Annotated in this window: 13 protein-coding genes; 7 read left to right on the top strand and 6 right to left on the bottom strand. The window is 26.1% G+C overall.

All coding sequences use genetic code 11. From position 1 onward, the window contains the following. Positions 1-5: 5 nt before the first annotated feature. On the bottom strand, positions 6-2,060 hold the full coding sequence (locus EPJ72_RS11755) for a DUF262 domain-containing protein (RefSeq protein WP_147732324.1): 2,055 nt from the start codon (positions 2,058-2,060) through the stop codon (positions 6-8). A 403-nt stretch (positions 2,061-2,463) separates the two neighbouring features. Between EPJ72_RS11755 and licT the strand changes: the two genes are divergently transcribed. From licT to ascB, 3 genes are all read left to right on the top strand, one after another. Beyond that, positions 2,464-3,309 carry a BglG family transcription antiterminator LicT gene (gene licT / locus EPJ72_RS11750; RefSeq protein WP_147732323.1) on the top strand — a complete coding sequence of 282 codons (846 nt, stop codon included), beginning with the start codon at positions 2,464-2,466 and terminating at the stop codon, positions 3,307-3,309. 110 nt (positions 3,310-3,419) lie between these two features. Continuing rightward, a complete protein-coding gene (locus EPJ72_RS11745; RefSeq protein WP_147732322.1) occupies positions 3,420-5,276 on the top strand; it encodes a beta-glucoside-specific PTS transporter subunit IIABC in 1,857 nt (618 codons plus the stop codon). Positions 5,277-5,287: 11 nt separating this feature from the next. Further along, positions 5,288-6,703, top strand: coding sequence for a 6-phospho-beta-glucosidase (gene ascB / locus EPJ72_RS11740; RefSeq protein WP_147732321.1), 1,416 nt, complete (start codon positions 5,288-5,290; stop codon positions 6,701-6,703). A 325-nt stretch (positions 6,704-7,028) separates the two neighbouring features. On the opposite strand, the gene EPJ72_RS11735 is transcribed toward ascB, so the two are convergent. Genes EPJ72_RS11735 through EPJ72_RS11725 form a run of 3 tightly spaced genes read right to left on the bottom strand, consistent with a single transcriptional unit; the run spans position 7,029 to position 9,910 of the window. Then, positions 7,029-7,763 carry an ATP-binding cassette domain-containing protein gene (locus EPJ72_RS11735; protein WP_147732320.1) on the bottom strand — a complete coding sequence of 245 codons (735 nt, stop codon included), beginning with the start codon at positions 7,761-7,763 and terminating at the stop codon, positions 7,029-7,031. A 22-nt stretch (positions 7,764-7,785) separates the two neighbouring features. Next, positions 7,786-8,778 carry a FecCD family ABC transporter permease gene (locus EPJ72_RS11730; protein ID WP_147732319.1) on the bottom strand — a complete coding sequence of 331 codons (993 nt, stop codon included), beginning with the start codon at positions 8,776-8,778 and terminating at the stop codon, positions 7,786-7,788. A gap of 7 nt (positions 8,779-8,785) precedes the next feature. Next, positions 8,786-9,910: an ABC transporter substrate-binding protein gene (locus tag EPJ72_RS11725; protein WP_147732318.1), complete on the bottom strand. Its 1,125-nt coding sequence runs from the start codon at positions 9,908-9,910 to the stop codon at positions 8,786-8,788. 486 nt (positions 9,911-10,396) lie between these two features. On the opposite strand from EPJ72_RS11725, the gene EPJ72_RS11720 reads away from it, so the two are divergent. Next, positions 10,397-11,494 carry an ankyrin repeat domain-containing protein gene (locus EPJ72_RS11720; RefSeq protein WP_147732317.1) on the top strand — a complete coding sequence of 366 codons (1,098 nt, stop codon included), beginning with the start codon at positions 10,397-10,399 and terminating at the stop codon, positions 11,492-11,494. 92 nt (positions 11,495-11,586) lie between these two features. Here the strand turns inward: EPJ72_RS11720 and EPJ72_RS11715 are convergent, their stop codons facing one another. Both EPJ72_RS11715 and EPJ72_RS13110 read right to left on the bottom strand, forming a co-directional pair. Continuing rightward, positions 11,587-11,982 carry a hypothetical protein gene (locus EPJ72_RS11715; protein ID WP_147732316.1) on the bottom strand — a complete coding sequence of 132 codons (396 nt, stop codon included), beginning with the start codon at positions 11,980-11,982 and terminating at the stop codon, positions 11,587-11,589. Positions 11,983-12,058: 76 nt separating this feature from the next. Then, positions 12,059-12,499 (bottom strand): hypothetical protein, encoded by a 441-nt coding sequence (locus tag EPJ72_RS13110; protein ID WP_158636901.1) that lies wholly within the window; start codon positions 12,497-12,499, stop codon positions 12,059-12,061. Positions 12,500-12,624: 125 nt separating this feature from the next. Here EPJ72_RS13110 and EPJ72_RS11700 point away from each other — a divergent pair, with 125 nt between their 5' ends. The 3 genes from EPJ72_RS11700 (at position 12,625) to EPJ72_RS11685 (ending at position 16,436) form a co-directional block, all read left to right on the top strand. Beyond that, entirely contained in the window at positions 12,625-13,095 is a 471-nt protein-coding gene (locus tag EPJ72_RS11700) for a hypothetical protein (RefSeq protein ID WP_147732313.1), read from the top strand. Between the two features lie 430 nt (positions 13,096-13,525). Next, on the top strand, positions 13,526-14,896 hold the full coding sequence (locus EPJ72_RS11695; protein WP_147732312.1) for a phage terminase large subunit: 1,371 nt from the start codon (positions 13,526-13,528) through the stop codon (positions 14,894-14,896). A 430-nt stretch (positions 14,897-15,326) separates the two neighbouring features. Then, positions 15,327-16,436, top strand: coding sequence for a hypothetical protein (locus EPJ72_RS11685; RefSeq protein WP_147732310.1), 1,110 nt, complete (start codon positions 15,327-15,329; stop codon positions 16,434-16,436). The last annotated feature ends 30 nt before the right edge of the window (positions 16,437-16,466 follow it).

The following is a 16,466-nucleotide window of genomic DNA, read 5'->3' as shown; positions in this document are numbered from 1 at the left end:
TATTATTAATCTTTATACTTAATATAAAGCTCATCTTCCATATCAAATTTTTCTATCAAATATTTAATTAAATAAAATTTTCTTTCACTGCTGTAATTATTTTCTGCAAAATATATATCATCTATATCTATTGAATATTTAGATCTAAGCTCATCTTTATTTTTTGTAATCTGTATTAAATCTTGCATCTCCTCAGTAAAAAATAAATTAGTATTTTGATTATAATAATATTTTAATATATAGCTAAATAATTTTGATACATCAGTTATATTTATTTTTTCTCCATTAAATATTATATAGTCTAATTTTTTACCTGTAGGGTCATCTGCCTCAAATATATTAACTTCTTCAGTAATTATATTATTATTTTTTTCTATTTTTATATCTGGATATATCCATACTCTAATAAATCTGTCTTTTAATTCATCAAAACGTGTTTCTAAATTTTTAATATTCCATTCATCTATAGTTTTTAAATATTCATTAAGCCAAAGATGACTGTATTTATATCCCTGTTCTTTATTATCCACATTCATATTTTTCTTATCTAAAAAAGTTTTATTTGAAAGTTCTTTGTTGTTTGCTGATATTGTTAAATTAGCTATTGTATGAAGTCTACTTTGCATTGTTTTATATTCTTCATCTGTTAAATTATCCTTCCATTCTTTTACAGGATTTTGAGGAAATATATGTTCTATTTCAAAATCAGTTTTTGAAAAATCAACAACCGTTTTTCCAAGTCCCATTTCTAGTTTATTAAATAAGTATAATTTTCTTTTTGTGTTAATACCATTATATATATCTTTTTCTTTTAATTTATTAATAACTTCATTATTATCTGGAAATCTCTGAACATTTTTTAATTTGCATAAATATTCCTCTAATGAATCATAATAATTATTTTTATCTATTTTGCTATATAATGACATAAATATTTTATTCATAGCATTACTAAATACATCGCATATAAATCTTCTAAATACAAAAGATTCTATTAAATCAATAATTTTTAAAAAAGTTTTATTATCTATAACTTTATCATTATAATCTTTATAAATTTTCAAAAAAAATGGATATGAAACATTCACTTCTAATGTTTTTATATCGTCTAATTTTAACGATATATCTTTATCTCTTTCATTTTTAGGATTGATTAATTTATTATAATAAATTGAATATTCTTTTAATTCTTCCAAATATTTTTTTATATCGCCTAAATTATCAATGGAGTATTTTAACTTAAACTCTTCATATACCCTATTTTTATTTGGGATTTTACTATATTTACTTGTAATAAAATCTCTAATAAAATCTGATACCATATTTTTATTAAGAGTTTCATCTCTTGCATTTATCTCTATATATTGCCAATAATTTTCATAAATATATTTTTGTTCTTTTGAATTTAATTTCATCAAAATATAATTTCTTATTAAATCGCTTTGAGATAATGCTAAACCAGTAGAGTTTAAACTTTCAAATATACGTTGAGGATCATCATATCTTTTGTCTAAAGACATATCAACAAATATTAATTTTTTTAATCCATTTAAAATATCTAAATAATTATTTTCATCTATAAATTTTTCAAAGAAATTAAAATTATCTATTATATTAGATTTTTCTTTAAAAATAGTATTTGAAAAAATAGATTTTAATGCTTTATCATTATTTTCTGTTGTTTTTAATTTTATTTTATCATCTACTTTTGCATGTTTATTCACTAAATATAAATCACATATCTCATTTTTTAAATCATCATCTTTTAACTTTTCAGCTAATTTATATATTCTTAAATAAATTAATATTATTGTAGTTAATCTTTGCTGTCCATCTATTATTATCAATTCCTGTACACTTGTTACTGTACTATTATCATTAACATATACTATACTTCCTATAAAATGATCTCTATTTAATTTACCTGCTTCTTTTATATCATTTAATAGAACTTTACATTCTTTTATAGTCCAATCATAATTTCTTTGATAAATTGGTATAACAAACTGCACATTACTCATTGTAATAAATTTATTCAAATTAGATTCATTAGCTTTCATTATTTACTCCTAAAACTCTATACCTAATAATACACTATTTTTGTAAAAACTCTATAAAATTTTGTACAATTTAAACATTATATATTTAAAAATTTCCTCTCACTCCCCGCCCTTTATATTTTATTGCTTTATTCTGTTATTTTTGTTTTTTATTTATTTATTGTTTAAAAAGAAATGTTAACGCCCGCCCAAGTTTTATTTATTTTATAAGTTAATATAAAAAAACTGTTGACAATTAATGTTATATGGTTTATCATAATAGTATCATATTGGATAGTAATTGTTTTTTACCTTAAACTTTTTTAAAGACAAGCTAAACCTATTTATATAAAAATGAAATTCGGAAGAATTATATATTTTGTTTTTATATAAGTAGGTTTTTTTATTTTTAGGAGAATTTATTATGAAAGTAGGAAAGATACTTAATAATAATGTGGTGGTGGTTGAAGACGGTAAAACCGAAAAAATTGTTATGGGCAGAGGTATAGCCTTTGGTAAAAAAATTGGCGATACTATAGACGAAGAAAAAATTGATAAAACTTTTTTGTTAGAAAATTTAGATAATAACAACAAACTTCAGCAATTATTAAAAGATATACCTGCAGAGTATTTAAATACCACAGAAAAAATTATTGAATATGCTAAAACTAAAGCAGAAAGAAGTTTAAACGATTTTTTGTATATTACTTTAATAGATCATATATATATGGCAATAGTAAGAACTAAAGAAGGTATTAATATAAAAAATATGATGCTTTGGGATATAAAGAAATTCTATAAAGATGAATACAATATAGGTCTAAAAGCTTTAGATATCATAGAGAATGATTTTAATATAAGACTTTCAGATGATGAGGCAGGTTTTATAGCTTTGCATATAGTTAATGCTCAATCAAATCAGAAATGCAATAAAATACAAAAAATAGAAGAAGTTACAAATCTAATAAACAGTATAGTAAAAATAGTTCAATATCATTTTAATATACAATTTGAAGAGGAATCTGTATATTATTATAGATTTATAACACATTTAAAGTTTTTTGCTTTAAGACTCTTTAGTGATACAGTTTATAATGACAAAAATAATGATGAAAATTTATTATTAACAGTTATAGAAAAATATAAATCTTCTTATGAATGTACTTTAAAAATACTCAAATATATTAATGAAGTTTATAGCTATTCTATAAGTGAAGAAGAACAGCTATATTTGACTATACATATAGAAAAAGTTAGGAGGAAAGAATAGTTTATATATATATTTTTTTTAAAAGCTTAAAATTAATTTTGGATGGTGACATTAAGTTGGCCAAACCTTCATTATTATAAATAAAAATTTATTATATTGGAGGCAAGCTGATGGGAAAATATGAAACATTAGCAAAAGAAATTATTAAAGGAGTAGGCGGAAAAGAGAACATTTCTGAACTACTTCATTGCATGACTCGTTTACGTTTTAAATTAAAAAACGAGAGCATAGCTAACGATGAGTTTTTAAAAAAGGTCAAAGGCGTTATTACAATAGCTAAAAGCGGAGGTCAATACCAAGTTGTAATAGGCAACCATGTTGGAGAGGTATATTCTGATATTTGCAATATTACTGGTATCATAAATGTCAAATCTTCTAATGATACTTCCGTGCAAGAGAAGAAAAATATTTTAAATACTATATTAGATACTTTAATAGGTATTTTTTCTCCTATTATTACTATAATAATAGGAGCAGGTATGATAAAAGGGTTGCTATCTCTATTATCATTATTTAAAATAATAGATACAGGTGGAAATCTATATTATTTTCTTAATTTCATAGGTGATGCTTCTTATTATTTTCTACCTGTATTTTTAGCAGCTTCAGCATCAAAAAAATTTAATTGTAATATGTATATAGCAATATTAATGGCTGCTATATTATTGCATCCTAATTTTGCTGCTTTAAAAAATCAAGGCAGTGAAGTTTTTGTTTTGAATATTCCAGTAAAAATAGTTACATATTCATCTACTGTTATACCAATAATTTTAATAGTATGGGTATTATCATATGTAGAAAAGCTAGCAGATAAAATTATACCATCTGTAATAAAATTTGTTGCTAGACCTTTATTTATAATATTAGTAATGTCACCTATTGCCTTTTGTATATTAGGACCTTTGGGAAGTTTTTTGGGAGATATTTTAGTTAGTATATTATTAAAAGCTGAAGAAAATGTTCCATGGCTTTTACCTACAATAATAGGTGCATTTATGCCGTTTTTGGTTATGGCAGGAATGCATTTAAGTTTAATACCTGCATATGTAAATTCTTTATCAGCATTAGGATATGAAACTCTTATAGGCCCAGGAAATTTCCCGTCAAATATTGCTCAAGGTGCAGCTGCTTTGTGTGTTGCTGTAAAGACAAAAAATAAAGAATTAAGACAAATTGCTATATATAGTGGTTTTACAGCTCTTTTAGGTATTACTGAACCTGCATTATTCAGCGTAAATTTGAGATTAAAAAAACCTTTAATAGCAATAATAATAGGAGGTGCTATAGGAGGATTGTATGCAGGAATAGTAGGTACTAAAAGGTATGGCGGCGGCGGTGCTGGACTTGCAACTATAGGACTATTTATAGGAGATGACCCTAATAATGTAATAAATGTATTAATCTCTGGAGCTATAGCATTTGTTATTACATTTGCGGTACAATTTTATTTAGGATTTGAAGATATAAAAGAAGATAGTAAAGATGATGAAACAGAAAATGATAATGTGATAAAGGATGTAGTTTATAGTCCAGTAAATGGTAAATCAATAAATTTATCAGAAGTAAGTGATAAAGTTTTTTCTAATGAAGTAATTGGAAAAACTGTTGCAATAGAACCTGATATAGGAAAAATATATGCTCCTTTTGATGGTACAATAACTTCACTATTTTCTACAAATCATGCTATAGGCTTAGAGTCTAATAATGGCACAGAATTACTTATTCATATAGGAGTTGATACTGTAAAATTGGATGGAAAATATTTCAAATCTAATTTTAAAGAAGGAGATAAGATAAAATTAGGAGATGTTCTTATTGAATTTGAAAAAGACAGTATTAAGAATGAAGGATACGAAACAGTAGTTAATGTAATCATCACAAATAGTGATAAATTTTTAGATATAATAGTTAATGATGAAAATGAAAATATTGAAAATAAAGATACTATTTTCACATTAATAAAATAAGGAGTATTACTATGACAATAAAAGATTTAAAAAAGATTCCCGAAGGATTTTTATGGGGAGGTGCAGTTGCAGCGAATCAATTAGAGGGAGCATATATGGAAGATGGCAAAGGGCTTTCAGTTGCAGATTATAGTCCTAAAGGTATTACAGGCGGATATCATGATATAAAACATGGCGAGCATCTTACACATAATGCAATAGATTTCTATCATCGTTATAAAGAAGATATAGCTTTATTTGCCGAAATTGGATTCAAATGTTTTAGAACTTCAATTGCATGGACTCGTATATTTCCTAATGGAGATGATGAGAGTCCTAATGAAAAAGGATTAGAATTTTATGATAATTTATTTGATGAATGTTTAAAATATGGTATAGAACCATTGGTTACTTTATCGCACTATGAAATGCCTATGGGCTTAGTTAATAAATATGGCGGCTGGAGAAATAGAAAATTAATAGAATTATTTGATAAATATGCAAGAACAGTATTTAAACGTTATAAAAACAAAGTAAAATATTGGATAACATTTAATGAAATAAACGTTATAATACATTTTCCTTTTACAGGGGGAGGTATTATTTTAGAGGAGAATGAAAATAAATTGCAAGTTGAATATCAGGCAGCACATTATCAATTTGTAGCAAGTGCATTAGCAGTAAAAGCATGTCATGAAATAATACCTAATTCTAAAATAGGATGTATGATAGCTTCAGGTGCTTATTATCCATATTCATGCAGACCAGAAGATGTTATGACTGCTATGAAATATGACCGTGAAATGCTATTATTTTCTGATATACAATCTTGGGGTTATTATCCTGGATATTTAAAAAGATTTTTCATTGAAAATAATATTAATATTAATATCACGGAGGAAGATAAAAAAATATTAAGAGAAAATACTGTAGATTTTATTGGATTTAGCTATTATAAGAGCAGATGTGCAAGTGCTAATCCTGAAGGTCTTGAAACTTCTGTAGGAAATCTTTTTGGAGGTGTAAAAAATCCATATATAGGTTCTTCTGAATGGGGATTTCAAATAGACCCTATAGGTCTTCGCTACACCATGAATCAATTATATGATAGATATCATAAACCATTATTTATAGTTGAAAATGGATTAGGTGCTTCTGATACTGTTGAAGAAGGGGATATAATTAATGATGACTATAGAATAGATTTCTTAAGAGATCATATCATACAAATGAAAGAGGCTATAGCCGATGGAGTTGATTTAATGGGATATTTAACTTGGGGACCTATAGATTTAGTTAGTGCTGGTACAGGAGAAATGCGTAAAAGATATGGATTTATATATGTAGATAGAGATAATAATGGTGTGGGTACTTTAAGAAGAATAAAGAAAAAATCTTTTGATTGGTATAAGAAGGTTATATCTTCCAATGGAGAAGATTTAGATTAATATTTAGATTCACTATCACGCACGGTAAGTAAAATTTAAAATATATGTTTATTAAAAACAATAATTTAAACTATATAAAAAATGCATTTACCGTGCGTTAATAAAAATTCATTAATCTAATAAACGCTTGGGGGGGGTATGCTTTTACTAATATTGGCATTAAAAACAAATGAAATAATAATTGCAAATTGATGCAAAAAATTTTAAAGGGCGGGGAATGTAAATAAAGTTTTAAAAATATTTATATATCCCAACTACTATATTTTTATTTATGCTAAAAAATATATTAATACTAAGTTTTATCAATAATAGTTTTTACTATAGTTTAACTTATTACAGAAAATATATCTTTTAATATTTCATCATAATTTACATCGGGAAATATATCTTTTAATTCATTTTTATTAATATCTTTTTTATGTATAGGTTTATAATTAGAAGATTTTGAAAATTTTATTATATAATCAGTTTTTGTAATAGAAACTATATCATGAGAAGATAATATAATAATTTTATTGCTTTTATTATCCTCTAAATAATGAAAAAGTTTTACTTTATTTTGAAAATCTAGTGAACTATCAGGCTCATCTAAAAGAATGATATTTGTATTTTTGCATAATGTTTTAGCTAAAAATACCAAAGCTCTTTCTCCTCCAGATAAGTTTTCAACATTTCTATTTTGTAAATGTAGAATGTTCAAAGATTCCATTATTTCCAAAGCCTTTTTTTTTATTTTTTTCTCATCAAAAAATATGCCATATTCTTTATGCCCCATCATAACTACTTCAATTGCTCTAAAAGGAAAATTAACATTTAAAAATTGCGGCATAAAACCTATATCATTAAATATTACTTCTTTGGAAAGAGGATTATTATTGATATTTATAATTCCGCTTCTCTTTACACTGCTGTCCATTATAAGAGATTTTATAAATGTACTTTTTCCGCTTCCATTAGCTCCTAAAAGTATATATATTCCATTTTCATTTATGCTAAGTTCATCTAATTGCAGAACTTTTTTATTTTTATATTCTAAAATCAAATCTTTACAATATATCATATAATAATCTCTTTATAAATTATTAATCATATTTACTTCTTCTAAATAAAAATACAAATAAAAATATCGCCCCGAATAATGAAGTAGCAACAGATATAGGAAGTTCGCCAACTATTCTTCCTCCAAACAGAGGCATTTTTATTATAGACCTTATAACTAAATCGCATAATAATAGAAGTATTGCACCGCCAAATGCAGAATTGATAAGCAATTTTGAAGAAGCTGAAGTTTTCCATATTATCCTTGAAAGATGAGGCACTCCTAATCCCACCCAGCTTATTATTCCTGTGGCAAGCACTGACATAGACATTAATATAGAAACTACAAAAAGTAATTGAAGTCTAAAAATTCTAATATCTTTTACTTTATCATAAGCATGAAGCTCTCCCAATGTGAGGGCATCTATTTTAGAAGACTGCATTAAAAAGAAAAATAATGCTATAATAAATACAAATAATAGTATTAATGTATATCTTATATTAGTATTACCTAAACTTCCCATAAGCCAAAAAGTTATTTCTCTAAGTTTACCAATTTCTGCAGCTACTTTTAATATAGAAAGTCCTGAAGAAAATACTGAATTAATTACTATCCCCATAAAAAGCAGCTTTAATACTGATGAACTTCTAAATGAAAAAAACATCGGTATTAGTACGGCTATAAAAGTAAATAATGGTGCTGTCAAAAATATTGGTAATGAGAACACTATAGCAAAAGCAGCTCCGAATGCAGAACCTGATGATATACCTAAAAAATAAGGATCAACCAAAGGGTTTTGAAAACATGATTGACATATCACTCCGCATACTCCAAGTATGGCTCCGCTTGATACCGCTAAAAGTACTCTAGGAAGCCTTACATTGAGTATTGCTATTGCTTTATTAATATCCTCAGTTTTATTAAAGAATATATCAATAATTTCTATAGGTGAAATATCCCATGAACCTATAAATATAGATAATATAAATAATATTACAAGTATAGATGATAATATTATTATTGATTTATTCTTCATAATATTTTTAATTTTTTATTTGTTCAAAAAATGGTTCTAATTTATGAAGTACAATAAGTTTATCAGTTTCTTTTATACCAAATATATCTGACATATAATTATCATATATTTCTCTAATATTAACATTTTCAGGCATATAATATACATAGCTAAATAAAAGAAGCTGTATAGGAAGTAATAGTTTAGGATCAGACCACCACAAAACTTGTCCCATACTATATACTCTTTTATTTTTTACAGCATTAATATTTTGAAATACTGGATTTTTTGTATATGTTTCTATAGCCTTTGAATATTGAGGTGAATCTATCATAGCTATAACATCAGGATTCATCTCTAATATATCTTCTGCACCAAGAATAGGCATTTCTGATTTTTCATAAGCATTACTGATTCCTAATATTGATGTTGTATATGCAGCTCCGCCATAATCTTTTCCATGAACATATCCTGCACCTGTTTCTGAATCTGTAAGTCCCAAAAAAAGCATTTTATCTGTATCATTATCTTTTTTGAAAGATTTAGCTAAATCGACATATTCTTGAAGTTTTTTTATGAGTTCCTCTGATTTATCTTCAGCATTAACAACTTTTGATATTATTCTTATATTATCATAATAAGAGTTTAAATTAGTTGCTATAGTATGATCATTCAATATTATTACAGGTATTTTAAATTCGTTTTCTATTCTGTTAATTAATTCCTGATGGTAGCTGTTTTCAGATAGAGAACCATAAGGTACTATTATAATAGCATCAGGAGATACTTCCAATATTTTTTCAAAATTATAACTTCCATATCCTGCCCAGCCTACATTCGGAATTGATAATATATTTGTTACTATATAGAAGTTATCGGATCTCTCTGTATTATAAGGTCCTGACTGAGGATATACTCCGCCTGTGGCTACTAATAAATTATCTTTTCCTAATGCTTTTAAAGTTTGTGGAATAAATCCTCTATCTATTGATATTATTTTTGTTATATCTTTTTTTAAAGTTACTTCTCTTCCTAAAGCATCTATAATTGTTACAGTATCTGACGAATTATTTATGTTATTTACATCTTTTGAATTATTGCATGAAATAAAACATAAAGCTATAAATAACATAAGCAATAAATATTTTTTCATTTTATCAACCTTTCTTATGTAATTTTACAAATTATAAATAAAATAATAATTTTTTTCAATTAATGATTTAAAAATTTAGTTTAAAAAATAATATATTTATTAGTAAAAATAAACTAAAATGAATATCCATCAAACAATTATTAATAAAGTTATAAAAAAATAAATAAAAAATTTAATTACACTCCCCACCCTATACATTTATTGCTTTTATATGAACCTTTTAGTTTTATATTTTTGATTGTCTGATAAGAAATATTAACGCCCGCCCAAGTTTTCTTTAAGTTTTTAATCTTACTACCCGCACGCAGAATAAACCATAAATATTATAACAGCTAAAATTATAACCTAAATTATAAACAAAATCTGCCTACCGTGCGGTAAATAAATTATTACTTAAATCAAGTTTTTTGTGCCAATCATTTAATATTATATATACGAATTCCGAATTTGCAATAAGGCTAAAACTATATTTGAGGAATATTTATTATGCGTTATCTTAGTTTGATTTTTATATTTATTTTTAATATATCTTTTTTATTTTCTCAAAATGCTAATACTGGCAAATTAGACCAATTATTAGACTATGCAAGTACAGGCAATATCAATGGAATAAGAAGGTTAATATCCGATGGTTCTATTTCAAGCTATATAAATTTCGGAGATATGCAGGGACATAATGCTTTAATAACAGCTACTTTTAGAGGATATAAAGACATAGTTGTTTTGCTATTATCTCAAAAAATAGATGTTAATGCTAGCTGTATACATGGAAAAACTGCTTTAACTTATGCGGCAGAAAATGGATATGTTGATATAGCTTCTTATTTGCTTGCTAAAAATGCAAATCCAAATATAAAAGTTAATAACGGCACTACAGCCTTACTTCAGGCAGCTGGTAAAGGATATTATACTATAACAGAAATGATTATTAATGCTGGTGCTGATGTTAATATGTCTGGTCTTTATATTAATCCTGATGATGCCAATTATAACATGAGTCCTCTTATGGTTGCCGCTTATAATAATCATGATGATATAGTTAAATTATTGCTTGATAATGGAAGCGAGATAAATAAAGTTAATAATGTTGGAGCTAATGCTTTATTTTATGCTATAGCTAAGGGTAATGGAGAAGTGACTAAAATGCTTCTTGAGAGAAATGCTGATGCTAATGTGGTATCTAGTTATGGGTATTATGGAAATATTACAACACTTGCTTTGGCTTCATCTTTGGGCTTGAATGATATAGTATCATCACTTTTAATAGGTAAGGCTGATATTAATTATAGAATGGCTGACGGAAGAACTGCTTTAATATGGGCTAGTATATCTGGTAAGAAAGATATTGTATTATCATTAATTAATGCTAATGCCGATGTTAATATTAAAGATAATGACGGTAAAACAGCTTTGATGTTTGCTGCCGAGAATGGCGATTATGATTCTGTAGAGTATTTACTTGACGGCAATGCAGATTTAAATATAGTTGATAATTTATCAAAAAATGCTTTGATGTATGCTATGGAAAACGGCAACACGGATATAGTAGATTTAATTACAAAAAAAAGCTTGGTAAAGAAATGATTTATTAAAATATAGAAAGTGTATGGGGTTTAGATTATATAAAAAGGCTTTGAACAAATGTTTAAAGCCTTTTGTATTAATTAAAATATTTATTATTTTTTTTGTTTTTTAATAGTACTTTTTAAACCATCACTATTGCTAAAAGTTCCGCTAGTATCATCATTAAATTTTAAAGTTAATGTCAATATTCCTCCAGGACCAGCAGGGTGGTCTTTATCTACAAATTTTACCTCATATGTTTCATTTCTATTATTAGCAACATTTGTACTTGTTTCACCATTATAAGTGACTGCACCATTATTTGATATAGTTAGAATTGTAGTTGGTACTAAATCAGTGAGCTGCCAAGTGCCTTCATATTTTGCTATGCCTTGAGGAGTTGTGCTTCCGCTATTATTATCACCGCTTCCTGTTTTATCTGCATTACTGCAGCTTACAGCTAAAGCACTCACTAAAAATAAAACTAAACTTAATATTTTTTTACTCATATTTTACTCTCCTTTTTTACTTTATAATTAAAGGTTTTGAACTATAAGTTTAAAGCCTTTAAAATATTTATTGATTTTATTGTTTTCTAATAGTACCGTTAAAAGTATCTTGACCATCAGAGATACTAAAAGTTCCGCTAGTATCATCATTAAATTTTAAAGTTAATATATATGTTCCAGGATTAGGGCCTTGATCTACAAATTTTACATCATATGTTTCATTTCCTTTATCAGTAACATCTGTACTTTTATCAGCAGGACCTGTAGCTGCTTCTACAATACTAGCCGAGCCATCGCTTGATATAATTAGAATTATATCATTATTTATTTGTTGTGCAGTGAGCAACCAAGTACCAGCATAATATCCTAAACCTTTGCTAGAAGTGTTAGAAGTGCTAGAAGTGTTAGAAGTGTTAGAAGTGCTAGAAGTGTTAGAGCCTGTTTTATCTGCATTACTGCAGCTTACAGCTAAAGCACTTATTAAAAATAAAACTAAACTTAATATTTTTTTACTCATATTTTACTTTCCTTTCTTATTTTTATTAAATATAACAAAAAAGCCACTTTTTCAAATAAATTTTTAATTATAATTGCTTATATTTAACACTTAAATATATATTAATTTTAAAAAAATGGAACACTATGGATAAATATACTAAAAAAATAGAAGATAAAATATATTATCTTATAAAAAAAACTAATCCAACAATTGAAGAAATAGCTAATGAATTAAATATAAGCTATGATAAATTAAAAACCTATATTAATAAATCAAGTAAAAAATATAAAAAAACTCTAGTAAAAAAGATGAGAAAAGCAAGAGATGAATATTTTATTGATGCCAAAATAAAAATAGAAAATGCATTAATAAAAAAGTCATTGGGTTATTACAGTAAAGATATTATAAAAGAAATAAAAATAGATAAAGAAGGTAATGAGTCTAAAACCAAAAAAATAGTTTATAAATACAATCCTCCAAGTGAAAGAGCGATAATAGTATTTTTTGAATTATTGAAAAAGCGTAAAGAGAAAAGGTTAGAATATATAAGACAGAAAATAGAAGAGAAAGAAGATAATAATAGAATTAATATAAGAGTAGGGTTTAATAATTAATAAAAAAACCTATGCTAAAAAATAGCATAAGTTTTAAAAGGGACGAAAGAAAATAAAATTTGATTTACTGATTATATAAATTTTATATAAAAATACATTTGAAGTATTAAAAAAAATTGAATACTTCAAAAAATTATTTTTTATTTGTTATTTTAAATAAATAACTTTATACATCCCCGCCCTATAATTTTTATGAGCTAACTAAAAAACTAATAATTTTATTTATATTTAAAAACATAAATTAGAAATAAAAGCTACCCACCCCATAACTATTATGAAATTTATATTTTTATTAACGCACGGTAAATATACTCTGTAAATAAAAAATAATTTTGATTAATAATTATTTTATATTTTTATCTTCACACCGTGCGTGCGGTAAATATTTCTTATAATAATTTATAATTTTTACAAATTCGTGAGACTATTTATGAATATTGATATAAACATTTTAAAACCTTTTGAAAAATGGATTAACACAGAAAAACGATTAAAAATAGCATTCGGCGGACGCGGAGGCGGAAAAAGTGAATCTATTGCAAGAATATTGATAGCTAAAAGTTTTGAAATTAACGGAGTGATATTATGTGCAAGGGAGATTCAAAAATCTATTTCATATTCAACCTACCCTCTTCTTATAAGCATCATAAAAGAACTTAATCTAAATGAGTTTTTTATGGTAAAAAGAAATGAGATAATAAATAAAATAACAAACTCTAAGTTTATATTCTTAGGCATTAGGGAATGTTCTATAGAGGAAATTAAATCTATTTACAATGTGAAAATATGTTTTATAGAAGAAGCACAAACTCTCACACAAAGAAGCTACGAAATATTAGAGCCTTCTATAAGAGCTGATAAAAGTGAAATATGGCTTGCATTTAATCCTCGTTTTGAAACTGATTTTATTTATAGGGTTGTAAGTCAATTTAGTTTGGAGAATAAAGTTTATAGAGATAAAACAAACAAAGAGTATTATTATAAAGAATATGAAGATGCTAATATATTAATTACTTTTATTAACTATGACGGCAATTATTATTTTAGCGACATATTAAATAAATCAAGATTATCCACATTAAAGCTTATGCCGAAAATGTATGAACATATATGGCTCGGCAAAATCAAAAATAAACAGGGAAAAGTTTTTTTATATTCAAAATTAAAGTTCTATGATGAAAATAAAGAAAGAGAGAAAATATATTCTTATGAGCATAAAGCAATAGTTGACCCTGCATTTGGGGAGAATAATTGTTTTACTGCTGTTATAGTATATACACAAATTAATAATGATATTTATTTGATAGACAGCGGACTTATGCGTAATGATTCAAATTCAACAACTGATGAAAGCATTATAAATTTTTTATCAAATAGAAAAGTTAAAAAAATATTTTGCGAAAGTAATTTTGCACAAAAGGAATTAGTAAAAAGGCTTGAAAAACATTTTGAAGTAACTCCCTTCTTTGTCCATAAAAATAAAATAGAGAGAATAGTGAATGCAAGTTATGTGATATATGAGAGGGTGTATTTCCCTATAGGCTGGCAGGAAGTGCCTGATGGTTCTGACACAGATAAATGGCTTCAAACTAATAATGGACGCGGATACATAGCCCTTCGTCAATTGCTTAATTTTGATGATTCTGTAAACAATATTAAAGGAGATGTTTTTAGCTATTTAGATTTTCCAGATGCTTTATCAAGCTTGATAAACTTTGGAATGGAAGAGGCAGAAGATAATGAAAAAATTGAAGTAGAAGATGAGAATAATAATTTGATGGATTTTATTTTTGGGAATTAATTTTTTTATAATTTTTTTATTGTTCCTTTTCCCGCAGCTCGCTTTGCAGACTTCATAAAAGAACAAAAAAACTGAATTTTTAGCCTAAATTTTATATATTACAACATCTTTAATACATATTGTAATAATATAAGGTTGTAGCACTCGCGTTTTTTGCAACTTTTTTGTGCGACAAAAAAGTTGATAACTTTTCTATAATATGCAAAGCTTGACAGAATATATTTGTTTAAGTATATGCCTAAACAACTATATTTTGTCAAAAATAAATTTATATTTTTGTTTTTATATCTGGGGCTTTGCCCCAGACCCCACTTCTTTTGTTGCCACAAAGAAGCAAAAAGGCTGCATTATTTATACTAAAATCATAAATTTATCAACTATAATACATTATTTTATACAAAAAATTTTTAATACATAAAAAGGAGCATATATGGATAATAATTTAAACTATATAAAAGAAATGAATGAAGAGCTTATTAAAACTCAAGCTTATATAGGCAGTATTAATAATGCTATCGGTGTTGAATTAAAAGAAAGCTCTAATATTGCTGCTGATTCCATTAATTTAATTAAAGACAGCATAAATAAAATAGATATTAAAAGTTTCTCTTCTGATATTAACAGTATACTTTCAAGTACATCAACTTTGTATAGCAGTATATCATCAAGTTTCTTTTCGTTTTTTGATTATGATTTGAGTATCTATGATAGTGCTATAAATGAGGCAAAACAAAAACTAGAAGAGTTTAATAATTATCAAAATGAGCTTAGAGAAAGCAGCAAAGAAAAAGAAGATGAGTATTATAATGATTTTTTAGCTAGGTTAGATGAGGAATTAGAACTTGCTATAGAAAATGATGACTTGATGAGTGCTGAGGCTATTAGAATAAAAAAAGAAGAGATAGCAAAAAAAAGAGAAGAAGAAAATAAATTATTATTATTAGAAAAAGAAAAGAATGCTCAAAAAGAATTATTAGAGAGAAACTTAGCAGAGGCTGAATATAAAAAAGATTATGCAAAATGGGAAAACGAAGTAAAATTAGCAGAGATGGAAAAAAGTAAGGCTATTGCCGATGCTGTTTTAATACCTTCGCTTGCAATAGCAAAATCTGCATTAGGTGTTGCAACATCTTTTGCTGAAGGCGGATTAGTTGGTTTTGCTGCTGGGTTAGCTGTTTCTGCTACAACTATTGCTTCTGCTATTTCTGCTGCTTCTGGTATAGTATCTTCTACAAATGCTTTAGACAGTGTAAAATCTAATCCCCCTACTCCTCCAAAGTTTGCTTTTGGTACTACAGGTTACACCATTCCAGACGGAGGCTCAGCAATAGTTGGAGAGATGGGTGCTGAGCTTATAAAAAATAATGCTGGTAAAATTACTGTTCAAAGCAATGCTCAATTAAATGATAATTATAATTCAAGGGAGGGTATGCATATAGAGAATGTAATTTTTAATGTATCTCAAGTTTTAACAGAAGAAGAGGTTTATAAGTATATGAATGATTATAAATACAGAAACTCTCAGATGTATGTAAGATAAGTGATAAAAGTTATACCCCTTATCTTACAT

The organism is Brachyspira pilosicoli (genome assembly GCF_008016535.1).
GTDB lineage: Bacteria > Spirochaetota > Brachyspiria > Brachyspirales > Brachyspiraceae > Brachyspira > Brachyspira pilosicoli_A.
The sequence above is the reverse complement of the archived record's forward strand: the minus strand, read 5'-3'. Positions and strand labels throughout refer to the sequence as shown.